Origin of the sequence: Enterococcus sp. LX10, assembly GCF_023539285.1 — a bacterium.
GTDB classification, from domain to species: domain Bacteria; phylum Bacillota; class Bacilli; order Lactobacillales; family Enterococcaceae; genus Enterococcus; species Enterococcus faecalis.
Genome location: NZ_CP092784.1, coordinates 2,040,364 through 2,056,575 on the forward strand (window position 1 = coordinate 2,040,364; position 16,212 = coordinate 2,056,575).

Below are 16,212 nucleotides of genomic sequence, written 5' to 3' on the forward strand. Positions count from 1 at the left end.
CTAGAAAAAGTGGCAGCTTGTGTCCTTTTACTTTCATTTAAGCATCAATAATCAAGGAATAAGCATAAGGACTTTCATAAATTCCTGAAGCATAATAATTGAGCCTCTTTTTAAATAGCGGGCCGTCAATTACCAACGTATGGTACTCCCCGTTTTCTCCGCAAATATCTAATTGATGCTCTTTAAGGTACGTGATAAATGTTTCATCTAACGGTTCTCCTAAAAATTTTATTGGAATACCTGCCTCTTTGCTGATCGTTTTGATAATTGCTGTGTATCCTTTTGCCAAGAATTCTTTCACAAGTGCTTCGCGATTCTCCTGCCAAAGAGGTAATTGTGGCTCAAGCCCAGCACTTAATGCAACTTGGCGATCCCAAGCACCATTTTGTTCAATATCTATATCGCCAAAACAAACCGTTTCTGCACCTAATTTTTTGGTTTCCTGCAGTGCCTCAACCACTTTTTCTGTGTAATTTGTTTCATTGTTATGTGAGATAACAAGTGGTAAATCTAACGCTTCGGCTGCTGCTTCTAAGACGGAGATTGGTATGCCGTGAAACCAAGAACGATTAATTTCATCACTTAATGTTGTCACTAACGCAACTGGCTGATTTCCTGCTTGTACCAATCGATCCATCGCCAATAAACAATCTTTACCAGAGCTATAACTTAAACAAAATTTTTTCATAAACGTTCCCTCTTTTCTCTATGACTATACCTCAAAACAATACATCCGTATACATATTTATTATTTAAGTATAACTAATACTGAATAGTTATTTGAATCAAAACATGGTATAAAATAGAGGTAAAGCAAGCTTTATTCACTTCTTTATATCTCTTTTCAACGGATGATCAGCTGGCGGAAACCAGCTGATCTTTTTTTCAAAAAACACAGCTATCTTTTGCAGTTTTCTTTTCCTCATGTTATAAAGAGATAGTAGGAAGCATTTATTCACTTCTTTACAAATCTATCTTAATCTTAGACAGTCGGCGGAAAACGGCTGTCTATTTATCTGGAAAAATTATGAACTCGTCAGCTAGTGGTCAGTTGACGAGTTTTATGTTATAATAATTAGAACACGAAAAATATTTTTAAACGAACCATTCAATTGTTTTGATGATTTTATTCAAAACTGGCGTGTCTAGAGAGATACAAGGATGTATTAGAGGTAGGGAATACATCGCTTAAATGAAAAATACTTGAATACTAGAAATAGTCTGATCCAACTTTAAAATAATAATATTGATTCGTTAGATAGCCTTCTCTTTAAAGAGAAGGCTATTGTCAATTAAAGAGTAAAACCACCGCATGTTTAAAATTAAACTTATCTCAAACATACCCTGTCGGTGTTTCACGCATTATCTCAACAAATAAACAAAAATCCAGAAGAGTCTCTCTTCTGGATTTTTGCTTATTTGACGATACTTTTTTAAATTTTGTTAATCAATTTAAAATAATCCACATAAGTGCATAATTGGGAATACAAATAATAAACTATCAAAACGATCTAAAATACCGCCATGTCCTGGCAAGATGTTACCAGAGTCTTTCACGCCATAATGACGTTTGATAGAAGATTCAACCAAATCACCGAATTGCCCTACTATAGAAAATAGAACCGTCAATACGAGCATCACCGGCATCGGATAAGGAAATAGCCCTTTATTAGCTGTGAAAACTAAAAACAACGCTGCTACAACCACGGCTGATAAAATACCACCAAGTGCACCTTCTATTGTCTTGTTGGGTGAAACATCTGGCATCAATTTATGACGACCAAATCGGCGTCCAAATAGATATGCACCAATATCCGTTGCCCAGACAATGAATAAAGCAAATAACAAGACTTCAAAACCTGCGGAACGGGCACTAATAAAGTTCTGGAACCCCATCCCTACATATAAACTGACAATAACTGGAAAGCCAGCTTCTTCAATCGTATATGTATTTTTAGAAATCACCGAAGCACCTAACAACAACATCACAGTGACATAAAATAAAATGAAATTTGTTTGCATTTCCGGCAAAAAGTTTAACCACTTAATTGTTGGAATAACTAAAAAAACGGCCCCTAATGCTGATAAAACACCTTCAAAACTTAATAACGTTAATCCTTTCATACGGAATAACTCGTACACGCCGACTACTGCCAAAGCAACAGCGGCAATCTCAATTGCAAAACCACCATACCAGATAATTGGAATAAAGATGATTAATGCGACGATAGCTGTGATGACACGTTGTCTCACTGCGGATCGCTCCCTTCTGTTTCTGTAGTTTCTTTTAGACCTCCAAAACGACGATTACGATTTTGGAAAGAAGCAATCGCGGTTTCTAAAGTGTCTCCTGAAAAATCAGGCCATAATGCTTTTGTAAAAAACAACTCGCTATAAGCAATTTGCCATAGCAAGAAATTACTAATTCTCTCTTCCCCACTTGTTCGAATCAACAATTCTGGATCGCGAAGTTCCGTGGGTAAAAAGCCAGTCATTAAGTGATCTGCGATCGTTTCTTCTGTAATCTCATCTGCCGTATATGCTTTTTCTGAAACCTCTGTAGCAATCTGTTTCATGGCAGTTAGTAGCTCCGCACGCGCCCCATAATTTAAAGCAAAGTTCAAAACCATGCCCGTATTGTCTTTGGTTTGCTCAATGGCCCGCTTAACAGCATCTTGCGTATGGCTTGGTAGAAACTCTTGGTAGCCCATTACATTGACTTTAACATTTTCCTTAATTAATTCTGGCACGAATGTATCAAAAAAATCAACAGGCAATTGCATTAAGAAATTGACTTCATCTGTTGGTCTCTTCCAATTTTCCGTTGAAAATGCATAAAGTGTTAAAACTTTAACGCCTAAATGACTAGCATGCTTCGTTATTTTTTTGACCGTATCCATGCCTTCTTTATGTCCAGCAATTCTCGGCAGTCTTCGATTCTGTGCCCACCGGCCATTTCCGTCCATAATAATGGCAATGTGCTGTGGAATCTGGCCTTCTTTATCAAAGGCGTACTGGCTTGCTTCTTCTACATATTTATTTTTTTGCGGAAAAAAACGTAACATCTTTTTCCCTCCATTCCAAAAAATCTATCTTAATTATTATAACAATAACTAATGCAAATGCCTATGCATAGTCCCTGAATTTTCCTGATAATTAAGAAATTCCTTGTAACTTTATCATTTATGGTCCTTTTTTAAAAGAAAAAAACTTAGGCTTGGTAGGTAAATCAACCTGATATATCTGCCTAGCCCTAAAATTTTAAATAAACAACGGGACAGGAGTAGCTTCTTCGGAAATAAGCTGAACGTCCTTGAGAGACAAAAAGCATCTTTCAGAACTTTCTTCTTATTTCTTGAAGCTTAACACGCCTGTCCCGACCTCAAGTTTTTATTCTATTGTCTTTTTCTCTTTATTCATTGACTGGAACAATGGCACCGTTCCATTTTTTTGTAATCCAATCTTGGACTTCTTTGCTACGTAATACTTTGACTAATTTTTTTACATTTTCGTTGTTTTCGTCTTCTTTACGAACCGCAATAATATTGGCATAAGGTGAACTTTCTTTTTCTAAGGCAATCGCATCTTTTTTCGGATTTAATCCTTGATCCACGGCAAAGTTTGAGTTAATTAAAACCGCAGCCCCTTCTTCATTGTCATAAAGAGTGGTCATGATTGCTGGATCACTTTCATGATTGAATTTCAACTTTTTAGTGTTTTTATCAATATCATCGAAAGTAGCAGTTGTCCGGTCTACCCCTTCTTTCAGCGTGATTAAACCAGCATCTTCTAAAATCGTTAAAACACGTGGCCAATCTGAAACGGAAGAGCTAACGTAAATCGTTGAACCATCAGGAATTTCTTGTAACGATTTGTATTTTTTCGAGTAAAGCCCTACTGGTTCTAAATGAATCGCACCTGCATTCACAAAGTCATAATCATTTTCTTTAACCGCTTCATTAAAGAACGGCACATGTTGGAAATAGTTGGCATCGATATCGCCACTTTCCAACGCCTTGTTAGGTAGCACGTAATCTGTATAAGTCGTCACTTCTAGTTTTACGCCTTCTTTTTCTAATAAAGGTTTTACATGTTCTAAAATCTCTGCATGTGGAACTGGTGAAGCTCCAACTTTCAAGACCGAGTCATCACTCTTTTTATTGCCGCAAGCCCCTAAAACTAAGACAGCTACTGCAACAGTAATTACTGACCATAATGTACGTTTTTTCATCTTATTCCCTCCATTTATCGTTTATCTATTTTTTTAGCGACTGTATCCCCAATCCATTGAATCGCAAAGACAATAATTAAGATACAAATCGTTGCTACTAAGGTAACTGTATTTTGACCACGTTGGAAGCCATCTTGATACGCCAAACTTCCTAAACCGCCCGCTCCAATAGCAGCTGCCATTGCAGTATAGCCCACTAAGGAAATGGTTGTAACGGTTAAGCCAGAAACAAGCGCTGGCAGACTTTCTGGTAATAGAACTTTCCAAATTATTTGGAAACGATTGGCCCCCATTGCTTTGGCTGCTTCAATCACGCCTTTATCAACTTCACGAAAAGCAATTTCGACCATGCGAGCATAAAAAGGTGCTGCGGAAATAATCAAAGCTGGTAAGGAGCCTTTGACACCAGACATACTCCCTAAAATAATTTTTGTAAAAGGAATTAACAGAACGATTAAGATAATAAACGGAATCGAACGGAAAATATTTACAAAAATGGCCACTAGCCAATACAGTAATCGGCTCAAAATCCCTTTTCTGCCTGACGTTTCAAAAAGTAGTAGTCCTAAAATCAGCCCTAAAATGGCGACCACTATGATTGAAATCCCTGTCATATAGAGTGTTTCAATCGTTTTTTCTTGTAGTTTACTTATATCAATTTGGGAAAAATCAAAGAAACTTGCTAAGCCACGATTATTCATTTCCAATCACCTCTGTTTCTACACGAAGTTTACGTAATCCTTCAATGGCTGCTAGAATATTTTGCTCTTCGCCTAATAATTGAATATAAAGAGAACCCACTGCGCCTTGTTTCGTTTGCTGAATGTTCCCTTGAATAATGCTGACTTCTACTTGATATTCTTGGACAATATGCGAGATAATTGGCAATTTCGCTTGTTCACCGTGGAAAAGTAGGCGAACAATTTTTCCATTCGGATATTGTTCCAACATTTCTTCGACAACCAGTTCCGTTTCTTCAATGTTTTTATCCGCTTCTTGTTGGATAAAGCGTTTCGCAATTTCTGTTTGAGGCTTTTTGAAAATATCGATTACTTTACCTTCTTCAACAATTTCACCATATTCCATCACGGCTACGCGATTACAAATTTTACGAATCACGTGCATTTCGTGGGTAATTAATACAACCGTTAAATTTAATTCTTGGTTGATTTTTAGTAGTAATTCTAGCACTTCATCGGTTGTCTGCGGATCCAAAGCACTTGTTGCTTCATCACAAAGCAAAATGTCAGGATTGTTAGCTAAGGCACGGGCAATCCCCACTCGTTGCTTTTGCCCACCAGAGAGTTGACTTGGGTAGGCATTTTCCCGTCCTTCTAAACCAACCAATTTGATTAACTCTTCTGCGCGGCTTTTCCGATTTTGTTTTGGAACACCAGCAATTTCCAATGGGAGCATGATATTTTCTAGAACTGTCCGTGACCATAATAAATTAAAATGTTGAAAGATCATCCCAATTTTTTTACGGAAGTTTCGTAGTTCTTTATTTGGCAACAATGCAATATCTTGTCCTTGAATTTCTACTTCACCTTCTGTAGGTGTTTCAAGTCCATTCAATAAGCGAACCAACGTACTTTTTCCTGCACCTGAATAGCCAATAATGCCATAAATATCACCAGATTCAACCGTTAAATCAATATCTTTTAAAGCTGTGACTTTACCCGCTTTACCGGAAAACTCTTTTTTTACATGACGTAATTCAATTAATGCCATTTTGTTCTCCTCTTCTTTCTGTTCTACTTTCTTATTTTGAAGGTTTCGCACTTTTTATGAAACGAATTTGCTTAATAAAAACAAAAAAACTTCCATCCTTTTGCTATTACAGCAAAAAGGACGAAAGTTTGTCATTTCGTGATACCACCTTAATTCGCTATTATTTCTCAATAATAACCTCATACGGTACTTGATTCTTCGCATACCGTTGGCTGTAACGGGCGCCCCGTAGTAAGTTCACTGCTTCGCTCACTTACTCTGCTCAAAGACCATCTTCCATCTTAAATCTGTTACCCATTCTCAGCAAACAGGGCTCTCTTCAAACGTCCTTAACATGTACTCTTCTTTTCAAAGCTTTCTTTTGATTAGATTGAGAAAATTATAGCAATAAACATTGGCCTTGTCAACGTAAGACTAAAGATTTTCAAATTCTGTTGGTTCAACATCTGCTAAAACAGCAATCCAGGCATTTTCTTCATCTAATGCACTTGGCTCTTGATCAGCCGCTTCATTAATCGCAACTACCTTACCAGATAATGGACTACTGAATTCACTGACTGCTTTTTCTGCTTCTAATTCAATTAAAGAATCACCTTTAGCTAATGTTTGTCCGACTTTTGGAAATGTTGCAAAAGTAATCTTCCCTAAATCCTCTTGGGCTTCGGCAGTTAAACCAATTTTATAACCTGCTTCTGTTGGTAAGATCCATAATTGATCGATTTGTTTCATTTCACTCATTTTCCAAGCACTCCTTCGTAATCTGCTTCTTTAAAACCATTCGTTAGAAATGTATTGTCTTTTAAGAGAATTGGACGCTTAATCAACATGCCATCCGCAGCTAAACGCTGACTTGCTTCTTCAATAGAAAAACTGTCAACAAGATCTTTTAAGCCTTGTTCTCTATATAAAACCCCACTTGTGTTAAAAAAACGACGAACAGGCAAGCCGGTTTCTTTCATCCATTTTGCTAGTTGTTCACTACTAGGCGGTGTTGCTTTAATATCAATTGCTTGGTATTTAACGCCTTGTTGGTCTAACCACGCTTTCGCTTTTTTACAAGTTGAGCATTTAGGATATTCATAAAGTGTGTACATTTCTACCCCTTCTTTCTTCTTTCTTTAACGACCACTTCTGGTACGAACCGTTTCTTGTTGGTAACGCATGGACATAATTAAGCCCACCCCAATCATGTTACCTAAAATGGAAGAACCACCTTGACTAATAAACGGTAATGGAATCCCAGTTAATGGTAGTAAACCAATATTCGCTCCAATGTTTTCAAAAACATGGAACAAAATCATCATGATAATTCCTGTGGCAATGTAGGCATAGAATTCATTATTTGTATCAAAACAAACGCGAATCATGCGGTAGATTAAAATAAAATACAACAAAATAATGAAACAGCCACCAATAAAGCCAAAGTTTTCACCAACAACTGTAAAAATCATATCTGACTCACGAACAGGGACATACACATCACTCACGTTAAAGCCTTTTCCGAAAAGGCCCCCAGAACCAATTGCTGTTAATGCTAGCGCTGGTTGGAATGAGCGATCTGGATCTGTATGGAAAGGATTTAGCCATAAATCAATCCGATCAAATTGATAAGCTTTAATGCCAATTTTAGACAATAAGTCTCTTCCTGTTTCTGTTGTTACCAAGTAGATGGTTCCAGCTCCGACTAGAGCAGCTATGATAAAGGCGGGCACAATAATTTTCCAAGTAATGCCAGACATTAAGAAAACTCCCCCAAAAATGGCTAAGAAAACTAACATCGTCCCGAAGTCTTTTTGTAAAAGTACTAAAACAATTACCGGAATCGCGACTAATAGCATTTTAGCGATTAGCCAAAAGTCGCTTTTGAGTGTTCGGTCCACATATTTAACATTATGCATGGTCACTATATAGGCCAACATCAAAATAAACGCAATCTTCATCAATTCCGATGGTTGGAATGTGGTGCCTCCAAAGCGAATCCAGTTTTTAGAACCTGTTTGCTCTGCTAGCACGGGATCATAGAATTTCAGTAGTAATCCCATTAATACTAATCCAAGTGCATAAAAAACGGGCGTTAACCGCCAGAGTAATTTTGAGCTAAAATGCATAATAATGACAATACTTAATCCTCCGACTAAATACCACAGTCCTTGTTTCATTAACAAGCTACCAATTTTAGGTTTGCTTGGATCATTGTAAAGCGCTACGTAAAGCGATAGCATACCAATTAGTGATAAAAGAAAAACTGGTAATATCACGCCGTAATCAATTCGACTATCTAAATTTGTTTTCTCTTTTCTATTCATTCGTCATCCCTTTTCCTTTGTTCATACGTTTTTTATTATATCTTTCTCACAGAAGAAAAGAAAGGAATTCTACTATATTTGAGAAAAACTTTAGAGAATTCAATAAAAATTTTTCTTTTCGATCGCCATTTATTCATGCTTAATTTTTCTACAAAAATTACGTTTCTTCCACTTCAGATAGGTATAGATTGCTTTCTTTCCGAAATAGCTATTGATTGGCTTTCGTATTTGCTTCTGAAAATTGAATGGACCAACTTCCTTCTGCTTTAATTTCTAAAATATACGTATCTGCGTCTTTAGGAATTTGAGCCATTGTTTTTCCGATGTAATTTCCTTGCGTATCAATTAACTTTGCAATTTCTTGTCCATCACTGTCCACGATCCGAACAACTATTTTTTCCGTTCCTTTGAAAGTAATGTTTGCTATAACTGGCCCCTTTTTAAAAGCTAAGTTTGTAAATACATCATCACCGCTTCCTTTTTTTGAAAACATTGTTCCAGCTAGCTTATCATCTACTTCATTAATACTAGTACTTGCCTGGGTTGTCTCACCGTAATTATCATCTCTGGCAGATTGTGGACTATTAATGTTAATTTTACAACCAGTCAAAATTAATAATGCCAGTACAGATAACCAGATATTTTTTTTCATTTTCTCACATCCTCACAATGACACAACTAGTTAGAATCAACAATAATATGACTGAGACGAGACTAATTTTTAAAAATTTTTTCATAAAAATACACTCCTTTTTCTTTTTTAAATGAGAATTAACGGAAATAAAAACTCATCTATTTTTAATTATATCGATATTTTTTTTGATTCTCAATTCTTACTCGTAAAAAACGAGTGTGGAACAAAAATCCCTTTGGATTTTTGTTCCACACTCAAAACCTGATAAACGGCGGGAATAGCATCAACACTACACGCTTCGATATTTCTCTGTAAAATACGAACAGATAAAATCAGCGTACAACTTGGTCCTCGAAGCTAAACAATTCTGTCCCGCCCTCGTCTGTTATTCGCTTTTTCTTTGTTTTGTTTGTTGTAGCTCTTTATTAATTCGGACAATTTCGTTGCCAAAATTTTGCCAGTCACTGGCTCGCGGGGGCGCTAGCCAAATTAAACATTTTACTGAAAATAACGTTTTTGGTAAATAATCTGAAACTACTAAATCAGTATCTGGTCGAATCGCTGAATGAAAGTGAATGCTGAAAGATTCGAATATTTTGATTTGTTCTTTGATAAACTGAGTATATTTTTCTCCTTGCGTAAAATTCACATAAAGATTGATCGTGCTTTTTTCATTCCTTTGGTCATAAAGACGGGATAACACTAATAGTAAATCAAAAAATAAAGAAAGCTTACTAAACTCAAACGCCGAGCAGTCCAACGCAAATAAAAACTGACGACAGCTATCAAAAACAATTGGGTAGCGTTCCTGAAAAAATTCTAAATCCATAATTCGTAAGGTGATATCGATAAACGGCGTAATAAAACGGTGTTGATAAATAATCGGAACAATTTCTTGATAAAATTCTTCTTCCGAAATTGTAAACGGCATATAAGAAAAGAATAATGTTTTCGTAGCCGTAATTGCCTCATTGTGAGAACTCAGCAAATGTTCCGAAATAAGTTCACTTTGATAGACCGATAAATTGCCGATAATTCCTTGAATTTCTGCATTTTTCTCTGCATGAGTCGCCTTCATTACTTCGTTGATCCAACATTGAATTTCTTGATAAATCGAACTTTCTTCGTCAAAAGCGAATGGATTTTCTTCTTGGGATAAAAAATAATTAGCTTTTCTTTGCGTTCGTTCTAACGCCACCAATACATAATGTTTAAATAAATGAAAATTAGTGATATTTTCATAAGAGCCTTTCAATTGAGCCAATAATTGGTTCACTGCGCGAAGATCTGTTTGATTATATACTTCTTCAGAATCTTTGTAAATTCGGTAATAGAGCATAGTAAAATATTGTCTAATCGCCATTTCATTGCCGCTAAGTTGTAAATTTTTGGATAACTTAATACCGTATTGCCCCAATTCTTTCCGGATATGGTCAACAATTTTGTATACAACCGTTCGACTCATCCCGTGCTTTTCGCCATATTTTTTGATTGAGGTAAACTGATGAAAGAAAATCGTTTTTAATAGATTAAATTCTAACGAGTCTTTTAAATAATATTCTTCAATAATACTTGAAGAAATACGAAGGCTTTGAGATAAAAAAATTTCATTATTTTTTTCACTGATTTCCATCTCATTAATCAGACCAAAGCGTTGCAAATCTGCATTGATTTCTGTTATGTTCCGTTCTAGCAAATAAGGAGAAATAGCTAATTGCTTACATAAACGATCTTTTCGTTCAGAAAATGAATATTGTTGCTCTAACTTTCTAATAATCGCTAATTTTAAATTTTCCCGATCATCTAATAACAAGAATTCCATTTAAACTCTCCTTGTTCCATACAAAAGTGAGCCTGACAGGAAGCTTAAAGTGGTGCCAAATTGAGAGGACCCACTTGCCGCTCCTCCAGTAATTTCCACTGGGGCTATCGTATCTATTTTTTTCAACAACTCATCATTTAACAGCACCTTTTTATTTACTCGTTCCTGTTCAATTTTATTTTTCTTTTTCTCCTGTTTTGTTTGTTGCTCCTTGTCCTGTCTTGAGGCAATAATTGGTCTTTCTGGCCCAATCATTGCTTGACTATAAGGAAGCTCTGCAAGCATATTCCCCTCTGCAGCAAAATTAGTAGGGTTGACATACACCTTCGCAATAGAAAGGTATGACTCGTAACGGAAGGTTACAAAATAAAGGCCTACTTTTTGAGTATTTACATTATTTTCTATAATTACATTTTCTAAATTTAGAGGGCGTCCCTCTTTATCTTTTAGAAAAACAACATTGTCTAATGGTGACCATGCTTGATTAACTCCTACAAACGTGTCTTTTAATTTAAGTTCCGTTTGATTTTCTTTGACCGTAATGGTTGCTGTTTCAATTTTGCCATCTACTTCATAAGTCACGGTGTATTTGCCTGGTGTTGTCACTTCGTTGGCATAGCTATTCACTGAAGCAATTAACATTCCTGAAGAAAGAAATAAGGCTGTGCCGATACTACCATAATAAATAGTTCGCTGGTTCATCTCGTTTATTATTCCTCCAAACTATTTCATAAAAACAACTATCTTAACAGAAAAACCTGCTAATAGGTGTTCTTAAACTAAGTAACTTGTAAAACTTCCTATTTTCCAAGGAAACAGCTACCCTCATTCATGCACTTATTCATCTTTTAAGCGTGGAACAAAAGTCACTTTAAACTTTTGCCCCACGCTCATTTAATTATTTTCGTTTCTTCTTGATGACTATACCACTAATAATCACAATAAGTAATACAACAAGTCCTAGCACACGATATAAACCATTAGTTTGTTCTCCCGTTTTTGGATAACGTCCTTGCTTGTCAGATTTCACAATGTGTGTGACATACTGACTACTTTTTATCGTGGTTTGATTCGTTGAGGAACTAGTCTGGTTGTTCTCATTTTTATCTGGTAGCGGTGTAGGATTACGATCAATCACATGAACAGTTGCTACTGTCGTTAATTGACGAGGTGTTTCGTTTGAAAACATTGAGAAAAGTCGTGACTGCACAGCTGGTTTGGTTTCATTAACTGGCTCAGTGGTATAGGAAATCTGGTACTCTCCTGTTTTCTTTGTATCAACTTCCCCTTTTACTTGAACCTTATCAAAGGATATAGCATGACCGTCACGATCTGTTGCTGAAACGAAATTATCTTCTGGTTTCCATGAATCACCAACATAAATCGTTGTATCTTTAACCTCTAACTTAGATTGGTCGGGTTTGACGGTCACATTAGCTGTTTCTTTTTTACCTTCGTAACTGTAAATGATTGAGTAAATGCCCGCTTTGCTAGTATCAACTTGACCTGAAACAGTGATTTTTTCGAAGGGAACGTCTTGACCTGTTTTGTCTGCTGCGGAAACGAAGTTATCTTCTGCTTCCCATTTATCACCCACATAAATCGTTGTATCCTTGACTTGTAAACGACTATCATCACGGACATGAACGATTGCTTTCGCTTCTTTTGTGCCATTTTTATAGACAATTTCATAATCGCCTATTTTATCAACATTCACTGTTCCCTGAACGTCAATTTTTTCAAAAGGAACGTCTTGACCTGTTTTATCTGTTGCTGAAACGAAATTATCTTCTGCTTCCCATTTATCACCCACATAAATTGTTGTATCTTTGACCTCTAACTGACTGTCATCACGGACATGAACGATTGCTTTCGCTTCTTTTGTGCCATTTTTATAGACAATTTCATAATCGCCTATTTTATCAACATTCACTGTTCCCTGAACGTCAATTTTTTCAAAAGGAACGTCTTGACCTGTTTTATCTGTTGCTGAAACGAAATTATCTTCTGGTTCCCATTTATCGCCCACATAAATCGTTGTATCTTTAACCTCTAACTTAGATTGGTCGGGTTTGACGGTCACATCAGCTGTTTCTTCTTTACCTTCGTAACTGTATACGATTGGATAAACACCTGCTTTGCTAGTGTCAACTTGACCTGAAACAGTGATTTTTTCGAATGGGACATCTTGACCTGTTTTATCTGTCGCTGAAACAAAGTTCTCTTCTGGTTTCCATGAATCACCGACATAAATCGTTGAATCTTTGACTTGTAAACGACTGTGATCAATTGTTTTAGTTAATGGAATTTTTAGTTGATTGTCTCCTTTGACCAGCTTAATGACTTTACCTGTCAAATACTCTTCATCCACGGAATATTCCTGCGGTACATTCGTTACTCGCAAAGTATAATCACCTGTCATGATGGCATCAAAGGAGTATTGACCTTTTTCATCTGTTGTAAATTCGGTTGCTGTATGCGTAACATTATCAATTAGTTCAAAAGAAACCTTCGCAATTGCTTGGTTTTCATCCTCTATGTTATGCGTATAGAATGTGGCAGTTGCTAAATAAACAATACCTTCCGCATCGCCTTCTGAGAATTTCAATGTGATTGGCGCAGTGGCGACTTTTTTCTTGCTAGCAGACATCTGGTTCAATGTTTCAGAGTCGATTGTTGTTTCTGTATAGATTTGGCCAGCGTTTGCAGAGACAGTATTGTATTCAATCGTAATGTTTTCTGTCAATGTATAGTCTTTAAAAATAATTTTCGCACCGTTTGTAGTCTTCTCTAATGAATAAGCATCTTCTGGCACACCTTTCACGGTAATAGAATTCAAATCGATTTGAGCATTGGTTGTGCCTTTTGGTGTTAATTCAATCGTTGGATTTTTCACACGATGTGTTTTATTATCAATATTTTTTGTTGTTACTGTCGTTTTTGTTACATTTTTTAATGTTGGATTCGCCGCTTGTGTTGCACTCAAAATGTCTAACGCTTCATTTTGAACAGAAACCGAAGCAGACCCTTCATTATTATTCGATTGTGGTTCTTTAGCTGTCCCTGTTATATAAAGAGTTGGCACATCGATCCAGCCATTGGCGTTTTTATACTCAATAATGTAACGTTTGTTGGTTTTTCCAAAATCAAACGTGTAACTATTGGTATTTTCGTCAAAAGTAATCGTTGGGTATCCAGGACTGTTTGGTGACATTGGTTTATCAAAATAATAGCCACGATCCCAGTATTGTGGATAAATTGAATCTACCTGATCGTTTGAAACATCATAAATGTCAAAAAGAACATCGGCGCCAGCTGGAATTTTTGTACGGACGCTTAGTGAGTCAAAAGAATCATTTCGTGCATTGACAAGGAATTGATTTTTACTACTTTGAAGTGTTCGTTCTGAACCACGCTTACTATTAGTAGTTACTGTCGTATCAACTGGAGTTAAACCTTCAGCACTCATTGTTATGGGTATCGTATCGACTGGGATACTTTTATCTTTTGGCAAACTATCTGGCACATAATTAAAACCTATTGGAATTTGGATTTCGTTGGTTATTGGCGTAGTGAACTTAATAACTGAACCATCTGACGTTGGCGTTACTGTATAATCCGTTCCTAACTTGTAATAAAAATAAATTTCTTTTGTAGCTCGTAATGAAAGATAATTAGGATGCTTTACTTTAATTTCTAAATTTTGAATCGGTTTATCTTTGCTTCCCATAACTGAGACAGTTGTTCTTGATGAATAGGCACCATTTTGATCATAATTACCCCAAGCAGTTTCAGCATTCAAAGGATTAACAACACTAATTGGTTCAATATATTGATCGGATACTAATTGAATGGCTTTATTAGGACCAATTACAGGTGTACTTAATGATAGATTAATGTCCTTCTTGTCAAAATCCATTGTTAAATCAGAAATATTTATTCTTAAATAGCTATCTTTTGTGGCCGTTAAAGTGAGCTTGCCACCTTCAGTTTTAATATCAAAATAGTCTTCCAATTTTACATTTTCATATAAAGGACCATACGCCGTAAATTTAGGATTCTTAATTTCTTGACCGTTTGTACTCTCTAATACGATTTGTTGACCCACTTTTGTTTCTGTTAACGTGCCATAAATTGTTACATAATATTTCCCTTTGCTTTGAAAACTGATATAGGACATACTACGCATTTCACGATCAGCAATTACTTTACTTGTTTGACTCGTCTTAGCAGTAAAATCGGTTGTTTGTTTAGTTCCTGTCGTACTTTTCAAAGAAATTGACCCAATTTTTGTTGTTGGATACTGCTGCGAATATAAGTAGTTATAGTCCGAAGCACTCTCTAAATAAATTGTCCGATTAATCGATAAGGAATAGGCTTTTTGTTGATTCATGTTTGGAACAGTTACAGCAATCCGCCCGAGTGAATTATCGCTTAATGTATAATCTTTGCCAGGTGTTAACAAGGTTTGCGTTTCTGGTAAAATTTGACCATTAATGTCGACATCGTAACTGAAAACTTGAGGTTCCAAGTTATCTTGTTTTCCAAAGACAGCGCCTGGCGTCTCTGTTGTTAATAATTCTAATGTTTGATTGCCAGTTAATGTCCGGTCTAAATTATAAAAAATTTCGCCATCTAACCCCGTCGTTCTGGTTCGTTCGTTATATTGAATTGGTTCCACTTGTTCATATAAATCAAACGAGTAGGTTTTTTTATTTTTTCCTGGAGTTTCAATTTTGACTAATGGTTCCGCCTCTGTTGTTAGATAACTTTTTAGTTCTACTTTAAAGGAAGTATCTGAAACTCGTTGATTAAACGTAATACTTAATGTTTTGGTCGCCGCATCGACTGCCCAAGTTGCGCCAATGCCTGTCACTTCTCCGCTGACAGTTGAATAACCTAAATGTTCTGGTAATTGAACTGTATAAACTGATCCAGGTGCATAACCTGTGTTTCCAACAGCAAATTGGAACGTAGCGGTTACCGGTGTTGTATTTAATTCGCGGTGAACCTCTGTTTGGCTGTATTCTGTTCCACCAATCGGCGCAAGACTCATACTGTCAAGTAGTTCATCTGTAATTGGCGCTTGAACATCTGGCAGGGCTTTTTCATTAAGTGAGGTGTCCTTGTCCTCCGTTGTTTGTTGTTCAGATGGTGTAGCAGCATCACTGGAAGCTGTTGTGCTCGCCTCTGTGGTTTGCGATTCAGTTGTTGCAGTTGGTTGATTCATTTCTGAAGTAGTCGTTGTTGCTAAAGGTAAAGATGGTGTTGAGTTCGATAACTCTGCCTCTTTTTTTGCTGTATCAGTGGTCTCTGTTTGTGCTTCTGTCGTTGTTACAGCATAGGCATTTACGGCAAAACCGAAATTTTGTGCGAGAAGTATACTTAACATCACAAAAGAAAAAGTTTTTTTCTTCATACTAATCCCCTTTCAATAAAATTCATATAACCTAATAATAGCTTGTTAAAAATGAAACAATTGATTAAT

13 protein-coding genes and 1 other annotated feature are annotated in these 16,212 nt (G+C 36.3%); all 13 genes read right to left on the reverse strand.

The genetic code is table 11. The features are described from left to right. Positions 1-37 precede the first annotated feature (37 nt). Complete coding sequence (locus tag MKZ30_RS09580; protein ID WP_033601309.1) at positions 38-688, reverse strand: Dph6-related ATP pyrophosphatase; 651 nt, start codon at positions 686-688, stop codon at positions 38-40. 764 nt (positions 689-1,452) lie between these two features. After that, entirely contained in the window at positions 1,453-2,253 is an 801-nt protein-coding gene (locus MKZ30_RS09585) for a phosphatidate cytidylyltransferase (protein WP_002359680.1), read from the reverse strand. After that, entirely contained in the window at positions 2,250-3,065 is an 816-nt protein-coding gene (gene uppS / locus MKZ30_RS09590; protein WP_010816669.1) for an undecaprenyl pyrophosphate synthase, read from the reverse strand. The genes MKZ30_RS09585 and uppS overlap by 4 nt, the downstream gene beginning before the upstream one ends. A 347-nt stretch (positions 3,066-3,412) precedes the next feature. Further along, positions 3,413-4,231, reverse strand: coding sequence for a MetQ/NlpA family ABC transporter substrate-binding protein (locus MKZ30_RS09595; protein WP_002359679.1), 819 nt, complete (start codon positions 4,229-4,231; stop codon positions 3,413-3,415). Positions 4,232-4,245: 14 nt separating this feature from the next. Then, the gene (locus tag MKZ30_RS09600; protein WP_002362617.1) at positions 4,246-4,932 is read right to left on the reverse strand and encodes a methionine ABC transporter permease; all 687 of its coding nucleotides are present in this window, start codon (positions 4,930-4,932) and stop codon (positions 4,246-4,248) included. After that, a complete protein-coding gene (locus tag MKZ30_RS09605; RefSeq protein WP_002364465.1) occupies positions 4,925-5,962 on the reverse strand; it encodes a methionine ABC transporter ATP-binding protein in 1,038 nt (345 codons plus the stop codon). The genes MKZ30_RS09600 and MKZ30_RS09605 overlap by 8 nt, the downstream gene beginning before the upstream one ends. 113 nt (positions 5,963-6,075) lie before the next feature. Further along, positions 6,076-6,323: a binding site (T-box leader), on the reverse strand. A gap of 53 nt (positions 6,324-6,376) precedes the next feature. Further along, on the reverse strand, positions 6,377-6,691 hold the full coding sequence (locus MKZ30_RS09610; RefSeq protein ID WP_011109554.1) for a glycine cleavage system H family protein: 315 nt from the start codon (positions 6,689-6,691) through the stop codon (positions 6,377-6,379). Positions 6,692-6,696: 5 nt separating this feature from the next. Continuing rightward, positions 6,697-7,056, reverse strand: coding sequence for an arsenate reductase family protein (locus tag MKZ30_RS09615; protein WP_002359675.1), 360 nt, complete (start codon positions 7,054-7,056; stop codon positions 6,697-6,699). A gap of 24 nt (positions 7,057-7,080) precedes the next feature. Next, a complete protein-coding gene (locus MKZ30_RS09620; RefSeq protein ID WP_002367107.1) occupies positions 7,081-8,268 on the reverse strand; it encodes an FtsW/RodA/SpoVE family cell cycle protein in 1,188 nt (395 codons plus the stop codon). 208 nt (positions 8,269-8,476) lie between these two features. Continuing rightward, positions 8,477-8,920 carry a hypothetical protein gene (locus MKZ30_RS09625; protein ID WP_002381534.1) on the reverse strand — a complete coding sequence of 148 codons (444 nt, stop codon included), beginning with the start codon at positions 8,918-8,920 and terminating at the stop codon, positions 8,477-8,479. A 367-nt stretch (positions 8,921-9,287) separates the two neighbouring features. After that, entirely contained in the window at positions 9,288-10,724 is a 1,437-nt protein-coding gene (locus MKZ30_RS09630) for a helix-turn-helix domain-containing protein (protein ID WP_033601311.1), read from the reverse strand. Continuing rightward, complete coding sequence (locus MKZ30_RS09635; RefSeq protein ID WP_002382689.1) at positions 10,725-11,426, reverse strand: bacterial Ig-like domain-containing protein; 702 nt, start codon at positions 11,424-11,426, stop codon at positions 10,725-10,727. 196 nt (positions 11,427-11,622) lie between these two features. Further along, complete coding sequence (locus MKZ30_RS09640) at positions 11,623-16,143, reverse strand: bacterial Ig-like domain-containing protein (RefSeq protein ID WP_202566529.1); 4,521 nt, start codon at positions 16,141-16,143, stop codon at positions 11,623-11,625. Positions 16,144-16,212: the final 69 nt, after the last annotated feature.